Origin of the sequence: Nocardiopsis sp. TNDT3, from assembly GCF_003427465.1 — a bacterium.
GTDB classification, from domain to species: Bacteria; Actinomycetota; Actinomycetes; order Streptosporangiales; family Streptosporangiaceae; genus Nocardiopsis; species Nocardiopsis dassonvillei.
The window spans coordinates 1-14009 of the sequence record NZ_QPFC01000129.1 but is presented as its reverse complement, the minus strand read 5'-3'; the positions used below and the strand labels follow the sequence as shown (position 1 = coordinate 14009).

Genomic DNA, 14009 nt, shown 5'->3' with positions numbered 1-14009 from the left:
CCGGCGGGGCGGGCGCTCACCGGCGTTCCGCCCGGATGGCGCCGCGGCGGCGCTCCTCCTCCGCGACGACCTCGCGGGCCGCGCGCAGGGTCTGCTCCGCCTCCAGGCGGGGGACGAAGAACACCCCGTCGCCGTCGGCGACCACGATGTCCCCGGTGGAGCAGACCGCGCCGCCCACCGAGACCGTCCGGCCCACGTGCCCGGGGCCGTCCTTGTAGGGTCCGGCGGGCGAGATCCCGGCCGCCCAGACGGGGAAGCCCAGGTCGCGGAGTTCGTCGGCGTCCCGGACCGCGCCGTCGACCACCATGCCGCGCACGCCCCGGTTGAGGGCGCGTTCGGCGATGAGCTCGCCCAGCAGGGCGCGTGAGGTGTCGCCCCCGCCGTCCACGACCAGGACGTCCCCCGGCCGCGCGAGGGCCAGAGCCCGGTGCAGGGCGCGGTTGTCGCCGGGGCGGGTCAGGACGGTGAGCGCCCGTCCGGTGACGCTCGCCCCGGGCCAGACCGGGCGGACCCGCGAGGAGACGAAGCCGAGCCGGTCGCGGCCGTCGCCGATGGCTGCGGTGGGGACACCGGCGTAGGCGTCGGCCAGCCCGCGCGCGTCCTCCCCGCCCGAGCGCGCCAGGAACAGGTGGCGGTCGGCGGCCCCGGTGCTCACCGGCGCCTCGACGCCCAGTTCACCGAGGAGTTCGACGCTGGAGCGGAGTTCGTGCGCCCTGCGCAGGGCGTGCAGGCGCGTGCCCTTGTCCAGGCGCTCCAGCGCGGAGGTGCCGTCGGCGAGCGCGTCGGCGACCTGTGTGCGCATCCACGCCTCCTCCCCCGCGGCCCTCCCGGCGTCCACGGCCTCGGTGATCAGGGCTCCCAGGCCCTTCATGAAGACACTGCGCAGCAGCTTGCGCCGTGACGCGGCCCCGACCTCGCCGCCGACGGGCTCGGCGTCGGAGCCCACCGCCCGGAGCAGCCGGGCGGCGTCCCCGGAGGCGGGGCCGGAGAGCAGGACGTTGACCTCGGCGCCGTACCTGAGCACCGAACCAATGATCGCACCGTCCACGACCTGGGCGGATTCCCCCAGGACCGCCTCCACCTCGGTCTTGGTCGCCGGGGCGGCGGCGTTGAGGTCCACGTACACCGCGTCACGGCGCAGCACCGGCCGTGCGTCCTCGGCCGCGGTCACCGCGTACGCGGCCGTGGTGAGGCTGAGGACCAGGTCGGCGTCGGCGACCGCCTCGCCGGTCGAGGCGGCCCGCGCCACCCCCTCGGGCGTCCGCGCCTCCGGCGAGGGGTCGTAGCCGACGGTCTGCCAACCGGCGGCCGCGAACGCGCCGGCGTAGATGGCACCGGCTTCTCCGAGCCCGAGCACCGCGACCTTCATAATCCCACCCTCTATCATTGAGTGATAGTTTCTGTTGCCTGTTGATAGCGAGTGTGACCTGCGACGCTTCGCGGTGTCAACCTGCCGGAAACCCGTCCGCTACGTTGAGGGGAGGGCGGCGATGCGCGCATCGCCTTGGGGACGGGCACATCGGCCCCCTCCCGGGACAGGGCGAACGACGACGGAAGGGCGGGCGAGGGCACGGATGGGAGCGACGGCTGGGGGTGGCAACCAGGGGCGCACCCTGGACCGGGCTCTGGACGTGCTGGAGTGCCTGGAGCGGGCGCGCGGCCCCCTGCGGCTCAGCGACATCGCGCGGGAGAGCGGGCTCCACCTCGCCACGACGCAGCGCACCGTCAACCAGCTCGTACGGCGCGGATACGTCCAGCAGGAGCGCCTGGGCTACTCGCTCGGGCCGGTGGTGCTGTCCCTGGCGCACTCCTTCGTCGTCAACGACCGCCTCTGCAGCGTCGCGACGCCGATCCTCACCGAACTGTCGGCCACGACCGGTCTGACCTCGTCGGTCTACGTGCGCTCGGGACAGGAGCGCATCCTCATCGCGCGCGTGGACGGAGCCGACCCGCTGCGCTACCAGTTCCCCATCGGGCGCAGGGTGCCCCTCAACATCGGCGGCGGCAAGGTGCTGCTCAGCGACTGGGACGACGAGGAGCTCGACGCCTACCTCGCCGACCACGCCGAGGTGCGCCTGGCCTCGGGCAGAACCCAGGACGCCGCCGACCTCCGGGCGCAGATCGAGCGGATCCGGGAGGTCGGCTACCACCTCGCCGAGTCCGAGCGGGAGCCCGGCGCCCTCAGCCTGACCCGGCTGCTGTACGACTCCGAGGGCGAGACCCTGGGCGCCGTCAACCTGGTGACCACCAGTGACAGGACCAGCCCCGAGGAGCTGCTGTCCCAGCTTCCCGAGCTGTCACGGGGCGCCAACGCCATCGGGGTGCGCGCCTGAGGCGTCGCCCGCAGGGGGCGGGCGGCCGCGCTCGGGTCCCGGCCGGATAGGTTCCGGGCATGGACGACGACTGACCGGACCCGGGGTCAGTCGCGGTACAGCTCCGCCAGGGCGTCGGCGTAGCGCTCCCGGACGACCCGGCGCCGGAGCTTGAGCGAGGGGGTGAGCTCACCGGTGTCCGGGCCCCACTCGCCCGGAAGCAGCCGGTGGCGCCTGACACCCTCCGCGCGGCTGAACCGGGCGTTGGCCGCCGCGACCGCGCGTTCGGCCTCCGCCGCCACCTCGGGGTGGGCGACCAGCGCCTCCCAGTCCCCGCCGGTGTCGATGCCCCGGGCCGCCGCCCACACCGGAAGCGTCTCGCGGTCGGGTACCAGCAGCGCCACCAGGTAGGGCCTGCGGTCCCCGTGCACGTAGGCCTGGCCGACGATGGGGTGCTCCTTGAGGGCGTTCTCCACCGGCGCGGGCGCGACGTTCTTGCCCTGGGAGGTGACGATGAGCTCCTTCTTGCGGTCGGTGATCCACAGGTAGCCGTCCCCGTCGAGGCGGCCGACGTCGCCGGTGGCGAACCACCCCTCGGCGTCGGTGGCCGGGCGCACCGAACCGTCCGGCTGGAGGTAGCCGCCGAAGACCGACTCCCCCCGCAGCCACACCTCGCCGTCCTCGGCCACCCGCACCCGCACGCTCGCGAGGGGGCGGCCGACCGAGCCCAGCCGGAACCCGGTGGCGGGGCTGTTGACGGTGGCCACGCCCACGGACTCGGTGAGGCCCCAGGCGTCCATGACCACGATCCCGAACCCGGCCCAGAACCGCACCACGTCCAGCGGCATCGGCGCGGAGGCGCTGGATGCCCAGCCCACCCGGTCCAGGCCCACCTGGGCCAACAGGGGAAGCAGGACCTCGGCCCGGGCCCGCTCGAAGCGTTCCCCGAGTTCGGCGGGCACCTCCTCGCCGCGTTCGCGGTGGGCGACGTGCTCGGCGGCCACGGCCGTGGCCGCGTCCACGGCGGCGCGTGTCTCCTCGGGCATGCGGGCGAGCCCCGCGCGCAGGGCGGAGGCGAACTTCTCCCACACGCGGGGAACCCCGAAGAACTGGGGCGGGCGCACGTGCCGCAGGACCCCGGGCAGGTCCCGGAGGCTTTCGCACATCCACACGTGGGAGGCGCGGAAGACCGGCAGGTAGAGGCCGAGCATGCGTTCGGCGATGTGGGCCAGGGGCAGGTAGCACACGTGGTCGGGGTGCTCGGGGAGGGCGACGGCCGCGTCCAGGGCGGTGGCGTTGGCGAGCATGTCGCGGTGCGTGATGGCCACGCCCTTGGGGTCCCCGGTGGTCCCGGAGGTGTAGACGACGGTGAGCAGGTCGTCGGGGGTGAGGTCGCGCCAGCGTTCGAAGGCCGTGCCGGCGGGGGTGCTCTCCAGGAGGGCGTAGTCGGTGTGGCCGCGGTCGGGGTCGGCCCCGTCCACGACGACCAGCGCGGCGAGGGGTACCTCGGGGTCGGCGAGCAGGCCCTCCCACGCGGTGGCGGTCGCGGTGTCGCCCACCACGGCGAGGCGGGCGCGGCTGTGCCGGGCGACGTGGGCGACCTGTTCGGAGGCGGCGGTGTCGTAGACCGTGGTGGGAACGGCGCCCGCGTGGACGAGGGCGAGGTCGGACAGCCAGTGCTCGGGGCGGTTGCCCATCATGAGCAGGACGTGGTCGCCGGGTCCGACTCCCAGGGCGGCGTAGCCCTCGGCGAGCGCGGCGACGCGGTCGCGCACCCGCGACCAGGTCAGGGTGGTCCAGTCGCCGCCGTCCGGCGCGCGCCAGGACAGGGCGGGCGCGTCGGGGCGGTCGGCGGCGTTGCGGGCGAGCAGGCTCGGAAGGGTTCGTCCGGTGGGGGGCATGGGCGCTCCTGGGTCCGGGATCTCCGTGCACGGCCGACGGGGGTCGGGCGCACTCATCCCTACCCAGGAAACGGGTGCCCGCTCCGGGCGCCGAGGGGCCGGCGGCCCGGAGCGGGGCGGGCTCAGCGCTTGCGCGGGTGCAGGTGGCTGGTGACGGCCAGCCGGTTGTAGAGGTTCATCATGGCGATGCCGGCGATGAGCGCGGCCAGTTCCTGGTCCTCGAAGTGCTCGGCGGCGCCCTCGTAGACCTCGTCGGACACCCCGTGCTCGCCCAGGCGGGTGATCTCGTCGGTGAGCGCCAGAGCGGACCGCTCGGCGTCGGTGAAGATCTCACCGGCCTCGTACCAGGCGGACACCAGGAAGAGCCGCTGCTGGGACTCCCCCGCCTCCAGGGCGCGCTGGGTGTGCAGGTCGATGCAGAAGGAGCACCCGTTGAGCACCGAGGCGCGCAGCTTGACCAGTTCCAGCAGGGCGCCGTCCAGGTGCCCGGAGATGACCTTGTCGATCTCGTCCAGCTTGCCGTAGACCTCGGGAAGCTTCTTCGCCCAGATCACGCGTTCTCTCGCCACGGGGGCCGCCCTCCTCGTCGAACACCTTCACCGTCCCGGCCGGGACCCGGACCACAACGCTACCAACGGGGTCCGGGCACCGCGGGGTCAAGGTCGAAACCGGAGACGGAAGGCCGGGTTAAGGTATTTTCGTGTGGTTTTCGGCTTTCCGTAATCCAATCCGAGACATCAGAGCACAGAATTTCCCTTGTTTCTGCTTCACCGTTTCGCCAGCGGACACAGAGCGCGGACTGACGACCGAACCGAGGGGCCTGAGACCAACCCTCAAGCGGTGGCGCTCGCGTCAGCTTTCATAAGGCCTTGGTTTCCACGCTTTTGAGGGTTGGGGATGTGTGGTCGCGCCCTCCCCGCCCCCACGGGCTGGCGTGAGCGCGAACGCCCCCACCACGAACGGACCGGCCGGGGCGCCTTCCCCGACCGGTCCGCCCTCCAGACGCGTCACTTCTCGGCGACGGGCTCCAGTACGAAGACCGGGATCTCGCGATCGGTCTTCTTCTGGTAGTCGGCGTAGTCCGGGAACGCCGCCACCGCGCGCTCCCACCAGACCGCCTTCTCCTCGCCCGTGACCTCGCGGGCCACCATGTCCTGGTTCACGGTCCCGTCCCGCAGCTCCACGTGGGGCTCGGCGAGGACGTTGAAGTACCAGACGGGGTGCTTGGGCGCACCGCCGAGCGAGGCGACGACGGCGTAGCGCCCCTCGTGCTCCACCCGCATCAGCGGCGTCTTGCGCAGCTTGCCGCTCTTGGCCCCGCGCGTGGTGAGCAGGATGACCCGCATTCCGCGCAGGGTCATCCCCTCCCTCCCGCCGGACCGCTCGATCTGCTCAACCTGGTTGCGCACCCACTCCGTCGGACTCGGCTCGTACTCGCCTTCGAGCGGCATGGAATCGTCTCCCTCGTCGTTGCTCGTCCTGACTGGCCGAACTGGCCCACAGCACTGCCAACATCACTTCCCCGCGGAGCTCGTCCGTACCACGTCAGTCGGGGGTGCGGGCGTCGTGGGTGAGCAGCGCCAGCTGCACCCTCCCGGACAGGTCCAGCTTGGTCAGCGCGCTGGACACGTGCGCCTTCACGGTGCCCATCGACATGTACAGCCGCTCGGCGATCTCGGCGTTGGACAGCCCGGCGGTCACCGCCTCGGCCACCTCGCGCTCGCGTTCGGTGAGCAGCGCCAGCCGATCCCGGGCTCGCTCGCGTCGCGAGGGCGCCTCGGTGCGCTCCACCGGATCGGTTCCGGCCACCCGGTCCATGAGCGCGCGGGCCACGCTGGGCGAGAGCACGGGCTCGCCCGCCGCCGCGCGGCGCACCGCCTCCACGATCCGCTCCGGCGCGGTGTGCTTGAGCAGGTACCCGGCGGCACCGGCCCGCAGCGCCCGCACCACGGTGGCGTCGGCGTCGAAGGTGGTGAGCACCAGGACCTGGGGCCCGCTCCCGTCGCCGCGCAGCGCCTCGGTCGCCGCGATCCCGTCCGTGCCGGGCATGCGCACGTCCATCAGCACCACGTCGGGACGGTGCTCGGCCACCGCCGCGGGCACCTCGGCGCCGTCCCCGGCCTCGCCCACGACCTCGATGTCCCCGCCACCGCTGAGCATGATCCGCAGACCGGAGCGGACGAGGGGGTCGTCGTCCACGAGCAGGACGCGCACGGGAGTGTTCACGGGCACCACTATGACACCTCCGCCGTCTCGGGCCAGGGCAGCGCGGCCAGCAGGCGGAACTCCCCGCCCTCGGGCCCGTGGCGCAGGGTTCCGCCGTCCAGGGCGACCCGCTCGGACAGGCCGGTCAGGCCCGCCCCGGCCCCGGGGATCTCGGCGGGCGCCACCCCCACCGGCAGCGGGTTGACCACCGACACCTCCAGGCCGCGACCGGGGGCACCGCTGATCCGCACGTCCACCCGGGCCCCGGGCGCGTGCTTGCGGGTGTTGGTCAGCCCCTCCTGGACCAGCCGGTAGGCGGTGCGGCGCACCTGGCCGGGCGGTTCGGCTCCTTCGGGAACGTCGTGGACGGACCGCACGCGCTGCCCCGCCCGGACCGCCTCCTCCACCAGACGGGTCACCTCGGCCAGGGCGGGCGGCTGGGGCGCGGCGGTGCCCGCGTGGTCGCCCTCCTCCCCCGGGGCGGTGTCGGCCGCGCGCAGCACCGACAGGACGCCGCCCAGTTCCTCCAGCGCCTGGTGGGCGTTGTCGCGGATGACGCGCACGGCCGCGCCGAGTTCGGCGTTCTCCAGCGGCGGCGCCTCGCCCCGCTCCGCGCGCTCGGTCCGGTAGGCGAGCGCACCGGCGTGCACCGACAGCAGCGACATGCGGTGGGCGACCACGTCGTGCATCTCGCGGGCGATGCGCTGGCGCTCCTCGGTCCGGGCGGCGGCCAGGCGCCGCCCCCGGTCCTCGCGTTCGCGCCGCACGTCCGCGCGCAGCCGCTCGATGAGCTGGCTCCGGGTCCGGATGGCCACACCCCAGCCGATACTGCCCGTGAAGAGCAGTGCGGCGATGATCAGGACGACGACGCTGTCGCCCCGGGTGGGCGGGACCATGACGATCCAGGGCAGGCCCAGGATGAGGCTCGCCATCGCCGTCACCACGGCCTGCCGCCAGGGTCGGCGGACGGCGAGGTTGAACAGGGCGACGACCAGGGCCGCGGTCACCGAACTGGACGCGCTCTGGACCAGGCACAGCAGGACGGCCACGCCCAGGGGGTGGCCGCGGCGCCACCACAGCGCGAGGCAGCCGACCGCGCCCAGGGCGAGGTCCGGGAGGACGAGCCAGGAGGGCACGTACGGGTGCAGGCCCACGCTGTAGGCCAGGACGTAGTAGGCCCACACCAGCCCGGCGACGAGGAAGAGCAGGGCGTCCGCCGCCCATCCCCGCGGGCCCCGGCGCTCCCCGGTCGCGCTGCCGGACGCGGTGCCGCCGTCCGCGGCCGGTGTCGTGTCCACGTGGCTCCCCCTCCCTCACGCCAAGAGTAGGACGGCCGCACCCGCGCCGCCTCGGCCGACGGGCCGCCGCACCGGCGCGGACCTGGCCGACCGGACAGGCGGCCGTGACCGTTCGGCGGATGCGCCCGGAACGGGAACGCGGGGAGGGTGGCGGTATGAGTGAGAACGCGCCCGCCCTGGAGATGGACGGGCTGACCAAGGTCTTCAACGGCACGACGGCGGCGGACGGCGTGAGCCTGTCCGTGCCTCGGGGAGCCATGCTCGGGCTGGTCGGCCCCAACGGGGCGGGCAAGACCACCTCGCTGTCCATGGCGGTGGGGCTGCTGCGCCCCGACGCCGGGACGGCCCGGGTGCTGGGCGTGGACGTGTGGGCGGACCCGGTCGGGGCCAAGCGCCTGCTCGGCGTGCTGCCCGACGGCCTGGCCCTGCCCGAGCGGCTGACCGGCGGGGAACTGCTGAACTACTGGGGGCAGCTGCGCGGGCTGGGCCGGGAGGTGACGCGGGCGCGCGCCGAGGAGCTGCTGCGGGTGCTGGAGCTGGACCGGGCCGAGGGGGACGGGGTGCTGGTGGCGGAGTACTCCACCGGCATGCGCAAGAAGATCGGGCTGGCCACGGCGCTGCTGCACGCGCCCGAGGTCCTGGTCCTGGACGAGCCCTACGAGGCCGTGGATCCGGTCTCGGCGCGGGTGCTGACCGCGATCCTGCGCAGGTTCACCGACGGCGGCGGCACGGTGGTGATCTCCAGCCACGTGATGGCGCTGGTGGAGCAGCTCACCGACCGGGTGGCCATCATCGCCCGCGGCCGGGTACTGGCCGACGGGGCGCTGGAGGAGGTGCGCGGCGTGGACACCACCCTGGAGGACACCTTCGTGCGGCTGGTGGGCGCACGCGAGATGGAGGAGGGTGAGCTGGCGTGGCTGGCCTCCTGATCCGGTTGAAGTTCACCCTGCTGCGGCACTCGGTGACGGGGATGCGGCTGTTCGGGATCGCCCTGGTCGTCGGCGGGACCGCGCTGACCTGGTACCTGGCGGTGGCGGCGGCCTCGGACGGCGTGCGCGCGGACCTGCTCTGCCTGGCGTTCGCGGTGTGGGCGGTGGGCTGGATGCTCGGCCCCACCGTCGCCAACGGCACGGGTGTGCTGCGCTCGCAGTACTTCGCGCTGCTGCCCCTGAACCGGCGCCGGGTGGGCGCCCTGCTGCTGGTGACGATGTTCGTGGACGTCGGTCCCGCCGTCACTCTGCTGGCGCTGGGCGCGCTCGTGTGGCACGCGCTGGCGCTGGACCCGTCCGCGCTGGTGGTGGCGGTGCCGGGGGTCCTGGTGCTGTGGGTGTTCGTGGTGACGCTGTCCCGGCTGGTGTTCCGGGCGCTGGGCGCGGCCATGCACTCGCGGCTGGGCATGGAGATCGCGTCGGTGCAGTGGGGGCTGATCCTGGCCGGACTCTTCTTCGGGTGGATCGCGGTGCAGCCCGCGTTCCAGGCGACGCTGAGCCTGCGCGAGAACGGTCTGGGCGAGGGCGTGGTGGGCACCGTGCTGGCCGCGCTGCCGACCTCGTGGCCGGTGCTGGCCGTGCAGGCCGCCGCGGCCGGTTCCTGGCCCGCGGCCGCGGCCTGGCTGGGCGGGTTCGCCCTGCTCACGGCGGCGATGGTGACGGTGACCTGCGTGCTGCTGGCGCCCCGGGTCGCGGCGCGCGGGGTTCGGCGGCGCCGCGGCCCCGGGGGCGGTGCGCTCACGCGCCGGGCGTTCGCGCTGCTGCCGGACTCCCCCCTGGGCGCGGTGGTCGCCAGGGAGCTGCGCCAGTGGTGGCGCGACCCGTGGCGGGGCCTGGAGCTGCGGGCGTCGCTGTGGGCGGCGCTGTTCACGGGCCTGCTGGCCTGGCCCACCGACCTGTACGCGTTCTTCTCCCCGTTCGCGGGGGTGATCGCGGCCTTCGTCATGGCGCTGGCCACCTCGAACATGTACGGGCACGACGGCACGGCGCTGTGGCTGTCGGTGGTCGGCCAGGACCGGGACACGCTGCGCGCGGACGTGCGCGGCCGCCAGATCGCGATCCTGCTGCTGATCGCCCCTGCCGCGACCGTGCTGAGCGCGGTGTTCATCGTGGCCGCCGGAGCCCACTGGGCGTGGCCGCTGGTGCTCACGGGGCTGGCGGCGTTCTTCGGGGTGGGCAGCGGGCTGGCGCTGCTGCTGTCGGTGGTGGCGCTCTCCCCCGGCGTGGACCCGCAGCTGCGGGTGGACGCCAACGACTCCGGCGACAACACGGTGCAGGTGTGGATCGCGCTCGCGGCGCTGCCGGTGCTGTGCGCGCCCTCGGTGCTGGCCGCCGTGTTCCTGTCTCTGTGGGGCCTGCCGTGGCTGGCGGTGCCGGTGGGTGTGCTCAACGGGGGGTTCGTGGCCTGGCTGCTGGGCCGCGTCGCCTACCGGAGGTTGGAGGCCCGGCTACCGGAGACCTTCACCCGGATCCGCTACGGCCGGGAGGTCGCGCTCCAGACCGTGTCGGAGCGCGGCGGCTGGCTGGACCTCCTGGAGCGCTCGGCCATCGAGGGCAACTCCGAGACCAAGCCCACGGGCTCCTGAGGGGCCGGCGGCCGTGCGACCCGGGACGGGGGCCGCGCGGCCGCCTTCCCACGTGCGCGGGCAGCGCCCGGCGGGACCGTCCTCCCACCGGCGGGACGAGCTGCTCCCCCACGGCGAGGGCTTCCCGTCAAAGGGCCGCCCCCGGCGGGACCGGCCGCCCACCCCACCGACTCGGCCCTTCCTCCCGGCGGCGCCGGACACCGCACCGCCAACCCCCGTAGCTGACGGGAGCCCGCATTACGGGTGCGACCGGATGCGCTCGACGCCTGGCGGCGCCACGGGGCACCGCCTCTTCCCCGGACATCCGCCGTCCTCATGGCTGTCGGGAGCCCGCGCCCCGAGTGTGACTGGGTGCACTCAGTGCTTCGTTGCACTTTGTGCAACCACCTCCGTAATGTGGAGACGTGGACAATCAGCACGAACCGCCCCCACGCGACCGGCGTGAGGCACTGAAGTCACGCCACCGCCGCGCCATCGTGGACGCGGCCTCCGCGCTGATGACCGAACGCGGGGACACCGGCTTCACCGTCGACCAGCTCTCCGAACGGGCCGACGTCTCCCGAAGGACCGTGTTCAACCACTTCAGGTCCCTGGACGACATCGTCCTGGAGGTGTTCGGCGAGATGCTGGAGGCGTTCGTCGACAGCATCGAGGCCAACCTCCCCGCCGTCACCGGCGACCGGGCGGGCAACATGTTCGACGAGCTCGCGGCGGCGATCCGCCGGACCGACCTGGTCACCCCGATCACCCGGCTCAAGCGCCTCCTCCGGCAGCAGGGGAACGAACCCGCCCCGAGCCAGTCGGCGCTGTTCGAGCGGGCCATCAACGACCTGAGCGTCCGCCTGGCGGCCATCATGACGCGCCGCCACCCGCACGCCGACCCGCTCGTGGTCGACCTCATGTGCGGCGCGGTCATCAGCGGCGGCGCGATCACGGTCCAGCGCTGGGAGCGGACCACCGGAGGGGTCGACAACGACGACTCCCGCCGGGTCTGGGCCGATCTGCTGGACCGCATGCTCGCCGTGACCCGTGACGGCTACGGGAACGCCGGATCACCCACCTCCTGAGCGCACACGCGCTCCCTCCCACCCACTCCGTTTGCAGGAACCATGGCTGAATTTCTCTACAGACTCGGGCGTGCGTGCGCACGTCGCGCCCGAACCGTCATCGCGGTCTGGCTGGCCCTCCTGGTGGCCTCCGGCACCGCCTTCTTCCTCTTCTCCGGTGAGCTGGAGGACAGCTTCTCCATCCCGGGGACGCCCACCGACGAGGTGGAACAGCTCCTGTCGCAGGAGTTCTCCGGGATGGGCGGCGGCGCGGGCACCGTCGTCTACCAGACCGAGGACGGCTCGGACTTCACCCGGGAGCAGCGGGAGGCGATAGCCGACCGGGCCGAGCAGGCCGCCGGGCTCTCCGGCGTGGAGGACGTGATCGACCCGTTCGCCACGGAGGAGCAGCGCGCCGACCAGCAGCAGGAGCTGGAGGAGGGCCGCGACGAGCTGGAGAGCGGTCTGGAGGAGCTCGAAGCCGGTCAGGCCGAGCTCGACGCGGGCCGCGAGCAGGCCGAGGCCGCCGGGATGATCGACCAGGCCGGCCCCGGGCTCGACGCCGAACAGGTCGTGATCGACCAGAACCGCGAGGAGCTGGAGGCGGGCCTGGAGGAGCTGGAGCGGGGCGAGGCCATGCTGGAGATGGCCTCCGAGATCCGCTCGGTCTCCGAGGACGGCGACACCGCCCTGGTCCGCGTCGCCTTCACCGACAGCCAGACGGAGATCACCCCGGAGACCCGCGACGCCGTCATGGAGGTCTTCGAGAGCGACCCCGTGCCCGGCACCACGGTCGACTTCGGCAACGACATGGCCATGACCATGCCCTCCCTGGTCAGCACCGCCGAGGTGATCGGCGTGATCGTGGCCGGCGTGGTCCTGGTGGTCATGCTGGGCACCCTGGTGGGCGCGGGCCTGCCGATCCTGACCGCGCTCGTCGGCGTCGGTGTGGCCACCCTGATCGCGATGTCGCTGTCCGGGGTGCTGGAGATGGCCTCGGTGACACCGATCCTGGGCCTGATGCTGGGCCTGGCCGTCGGTATCGACTACGCGCTGTTCATCATCAACCGGCACCGCCGCCAGCTCAAGCAGGGCGTCGACGTCGGTTCCTCCATCGGCCTGGCCAACGGGACCGCGGGCAACGCCGTGGTCTTCGCGGGCACGACCGTGCTCATCGCGCTGCTGGGCCTGAACCTGACCGGGATCGGGTTCCTGGGCCTGATGGGCAGCGTGGCCGCCGTCTCCATCGCCATCGCCGTGTTCATCGCGATCACGCTCGTTCCGGCGCTGCTGTCGCTGGTGGGCGCGCGCATCCTGTCGCGCCGCGAGCGCGCCCGCCTCGCCGGGAGCGCCTCCGCCTCCGGCCGGGGCGCGCACGAGGCGGAGCGGGTCAAGCCGATGTCGACCGGCCGCGCGCTGGCCCAGGCCGCGGTGGCCGTGATCGCCCTGGGCGTGGTCGCCCTGCCCGCGCTGGACCTGCGCCTGGGCATGCCCGACGGCTCCTCCGAGCCCACCGACTCCACCCAGTACCGGGCCTTCACCGCCGTGGAGGAGAACTTCGGCGCGGGGCAGAACGGCACGCTCCTGGTCGTGGCCGAGCTGACCGGCGGACCCGACGAGGAGTCCGCGGAGCGCAACGCCGAGGAGGAGCAGGCGCTGGTCGCCGAGGAGATCTACGCCCACGACGACGTGGCGGCGGTGGCCCCCGTCGGCGTCTCCGAGGACCACACCCTGGCCATCTTCCAGGTCGTGCCCGTCGAGGGCCCGGCCAGCGCCTCCACCGAACAGCTCGTGCACACCCTCCGCGACATGGAGCCGATCGAGGGCACCGGTCCGCTGGGCGTCGCGGGCATGGCCAGCGGCAACATCGACATCTCCGAGACGCTGAGCGACGCGCTGCCGACCTACCTCGCGGTGGTCGTGGGCCTGTCCCTGGTGATCCTGCTGCTGGTGTTCCGGTCGGTCTTCGTGCCGGTCGTGGCCACGCTCGGGTTCATCCTGTCCTTCTTCGCCGCGCTGGGCGGCGTGGTGGCCGTCTACCAGTGGGGCTGGCTGGGCGGCCTCTTCGGGCTGGAGAACACCGGACCGGTGCTGAACTTCCTGCCGACGCTGCTGGTCGGGATCCTGTTCGGCCTGGCCATGGACTACATGCTCTTCATCGGCACGGGCATGCGCGAGGCCTACGTGCACGGTTCGCCCTCGCGGCTGGCCGTGGTGCAGGGCTTCCGTGCCGGACGCTCGGTGGTCACCGCCGCCGCGATCATCATGATCTCGGTGTTCGGCGGATTCGTCTTCTCGCACAGCGTCATGATCAGCTCGATCGGCTTCGCGCTCGCCTTCGGCGTGCTCATCGACGCCTTCGTCGTGCGCATGGCGCTGATCCCCGCGCTGATGCACCTGGCGGGCAACGCCGCGTGGTGGCTGCCCGGCTGGCTCGACCGGATCCTGCCCGACATCGACGTGGAGGGCGCCTCACTGGAGCGCCGCCACCCGCGTGAGCAGGGGGCCGGGACCGGCGGGGACACCGACGGCGACGGAACCACCGGCGACGCGTCGGCCGCCGGGGACACGGGTTCGCCCTCCCGCAAGGAGGACGACACGGACCGGGTGTCCTCCGAGCGGCGCTGAGGCGCACGCGTTCCAGGGGCCCCGGGGGGGGGGGGGCCCCCCCC

Annotated in this window: 11 protein-coding genes; 5 read left to right on the top strand and 6 right to left on the bottom strand. The window is 73.5% G+C overall.

Going from position 1 to position 14009, the window contains the following annotated elements; all coding sequences use genetic code 11:
• Positions 1-16: 16 nt before the first annotated feature.
• Positions 17-1369, bottom strand: coding sequence for an NAD(P)-binding domain-containing protein (locus tag DQW06_RS03675; RefSeq protein ID WP_071621708.1), 1353 nt, complete (start codon positions 1367-1369; stop codon positions 17-19).
• Positions 1370-1574: 205 nt separating this feature from the next.
• Between DQW06_RS03675 and DQW06_RS03670 the strand changes: the two genes are divergently transcribed.
• Positions 1575-2333 carry an IclR family transcriptional regulator gene (locus DQW06_RS03670; protein ID WP_013152178.1) on the top strand — a complete coding sequence of 253 codons (759 nt, stop codon included), beginning with the start codon at positions 1575-1577 and terminating at the stop codon, positions 2331-2333.
• Between the two features lie 86 nt (positions 2334-2419).
• On the opposite strand, the gene DQW06_RS03665 is transcribed toward DQW06_RS03670, so the two are convergent.
• From DQW06_RS03665 to DQW06_RS03645, 5 genes are all read right to left on the bottom strand, one after another.
• The gene (locus DQW06_RS03665) at positions 2420-4213 is read right to left on the bottom strand and encodes a long-chain fatty acid--CoA ligase (RefSeq protein ID WP_013152177.1); all 1794 of its coding nucleotides are present in this window, start codon (positions 4211-4213) and stop codon (positions 2420-2422) included.
• Between the two features lie 122 nt (positions 4214-4335).
• On the bottom strand, positions 4336-4782 hold the full coding sequence (locus DQW06_RS03660) for a carboxymuconolactone decarboxylase family protein (protein WP_013152176.1): 447 nt from the start codon (positions 4780-4782) through the stop codon (positions 4336-4338).
• Positions 4783-5220: 438 nt separating this feature from the next.
• The gene (locus DQW06_RS03655) at positions 5221-5664 is read right to left on the bottom strand and encodes a nitroreductase family deazaflavin-dependent oxidoreductase (protein WP_013152174.1); all 444 of its coding nucleotides are present in this window, start codon (positions 5662-5664) and stop codon (positions 5221-5223) included.
• 94 nt (positions 5665-5758) lie between these two features.
• Positions 5759-6448, bottom strand: a complete 690-nt coding sequence (locus tag DQW06_RS03650) for a response regulator transcription factor (RefSeq protein ID WP_198662372.1) — start codon at positions 6446-6448, stop codon at positions 5759-5761.
• On the bottom strand, positions 6448-7716 hold the full coding sequence (locus DQW06_RS03645; RefSeq protein ID WP_117197961.1) for a histidine kinase: 1269 nt from the start codon (positions 7714-7716) through the stop codon (positions 6448-6450). Before DQW06_RS03645 ends, DQW06_RS03650 begins: the two co-directional genes overlap by 1 nt.
• Before the next feature lie 155 nt (positions 7717-7871).
• Here DQW06_RS03645 and DQW06_RS03640 point away from each other — a divergent pair, with 155 nt between their 5' ends.
• From DQW06_RS03640 to DQW06_RS03625, 4 genes are all read left to right on the top strand, one after another.
• Positions 7872-8645, top strand: a complete 774-nt coding sequence (locus DQW06_RS03640) for an ABC transporter ATP-binding protein (protein WP_013152171.1) — start codon at positions 7872-7874, stop codon at positions 8643-8645.
• Entirely contained in the window at positions 8630-10291 is a 1662-nt protein-coding gene (locus DQW06_RS03635; protein ID WP_117197960.1) for a hypothetical protein, read from the top strand. The genes DQW06_RS03640 and DQW06_RS03635 overlap by 16 nt, the downstream gene beginning before the upstream one ends.
• Before the next feature lie 404 nt (positions 10292-10695).
• Complete coding sequence (locus DQW06_RS03630; protein ID WP_117197959.1) at positions 10696-11358, top strand: TetR/AcrR family transcriptional regulator; 663 nt, start codon at positions 10696-10698, stop codon at positions 11356-11358.
• 42 nt (positions 11359-11400) lie between these two features.
• A complete protein-coding gene (locus DQW06_RS03625; protein WP_013152168.1) occupies positions 11401-13965 on the top strand; it encodes an MMPL family transporter in 2565 nt (854 codons plus the stop codon).
• The last annotated feature ends 44 nt before the right edge of the window (positions 13966-14009 follow it).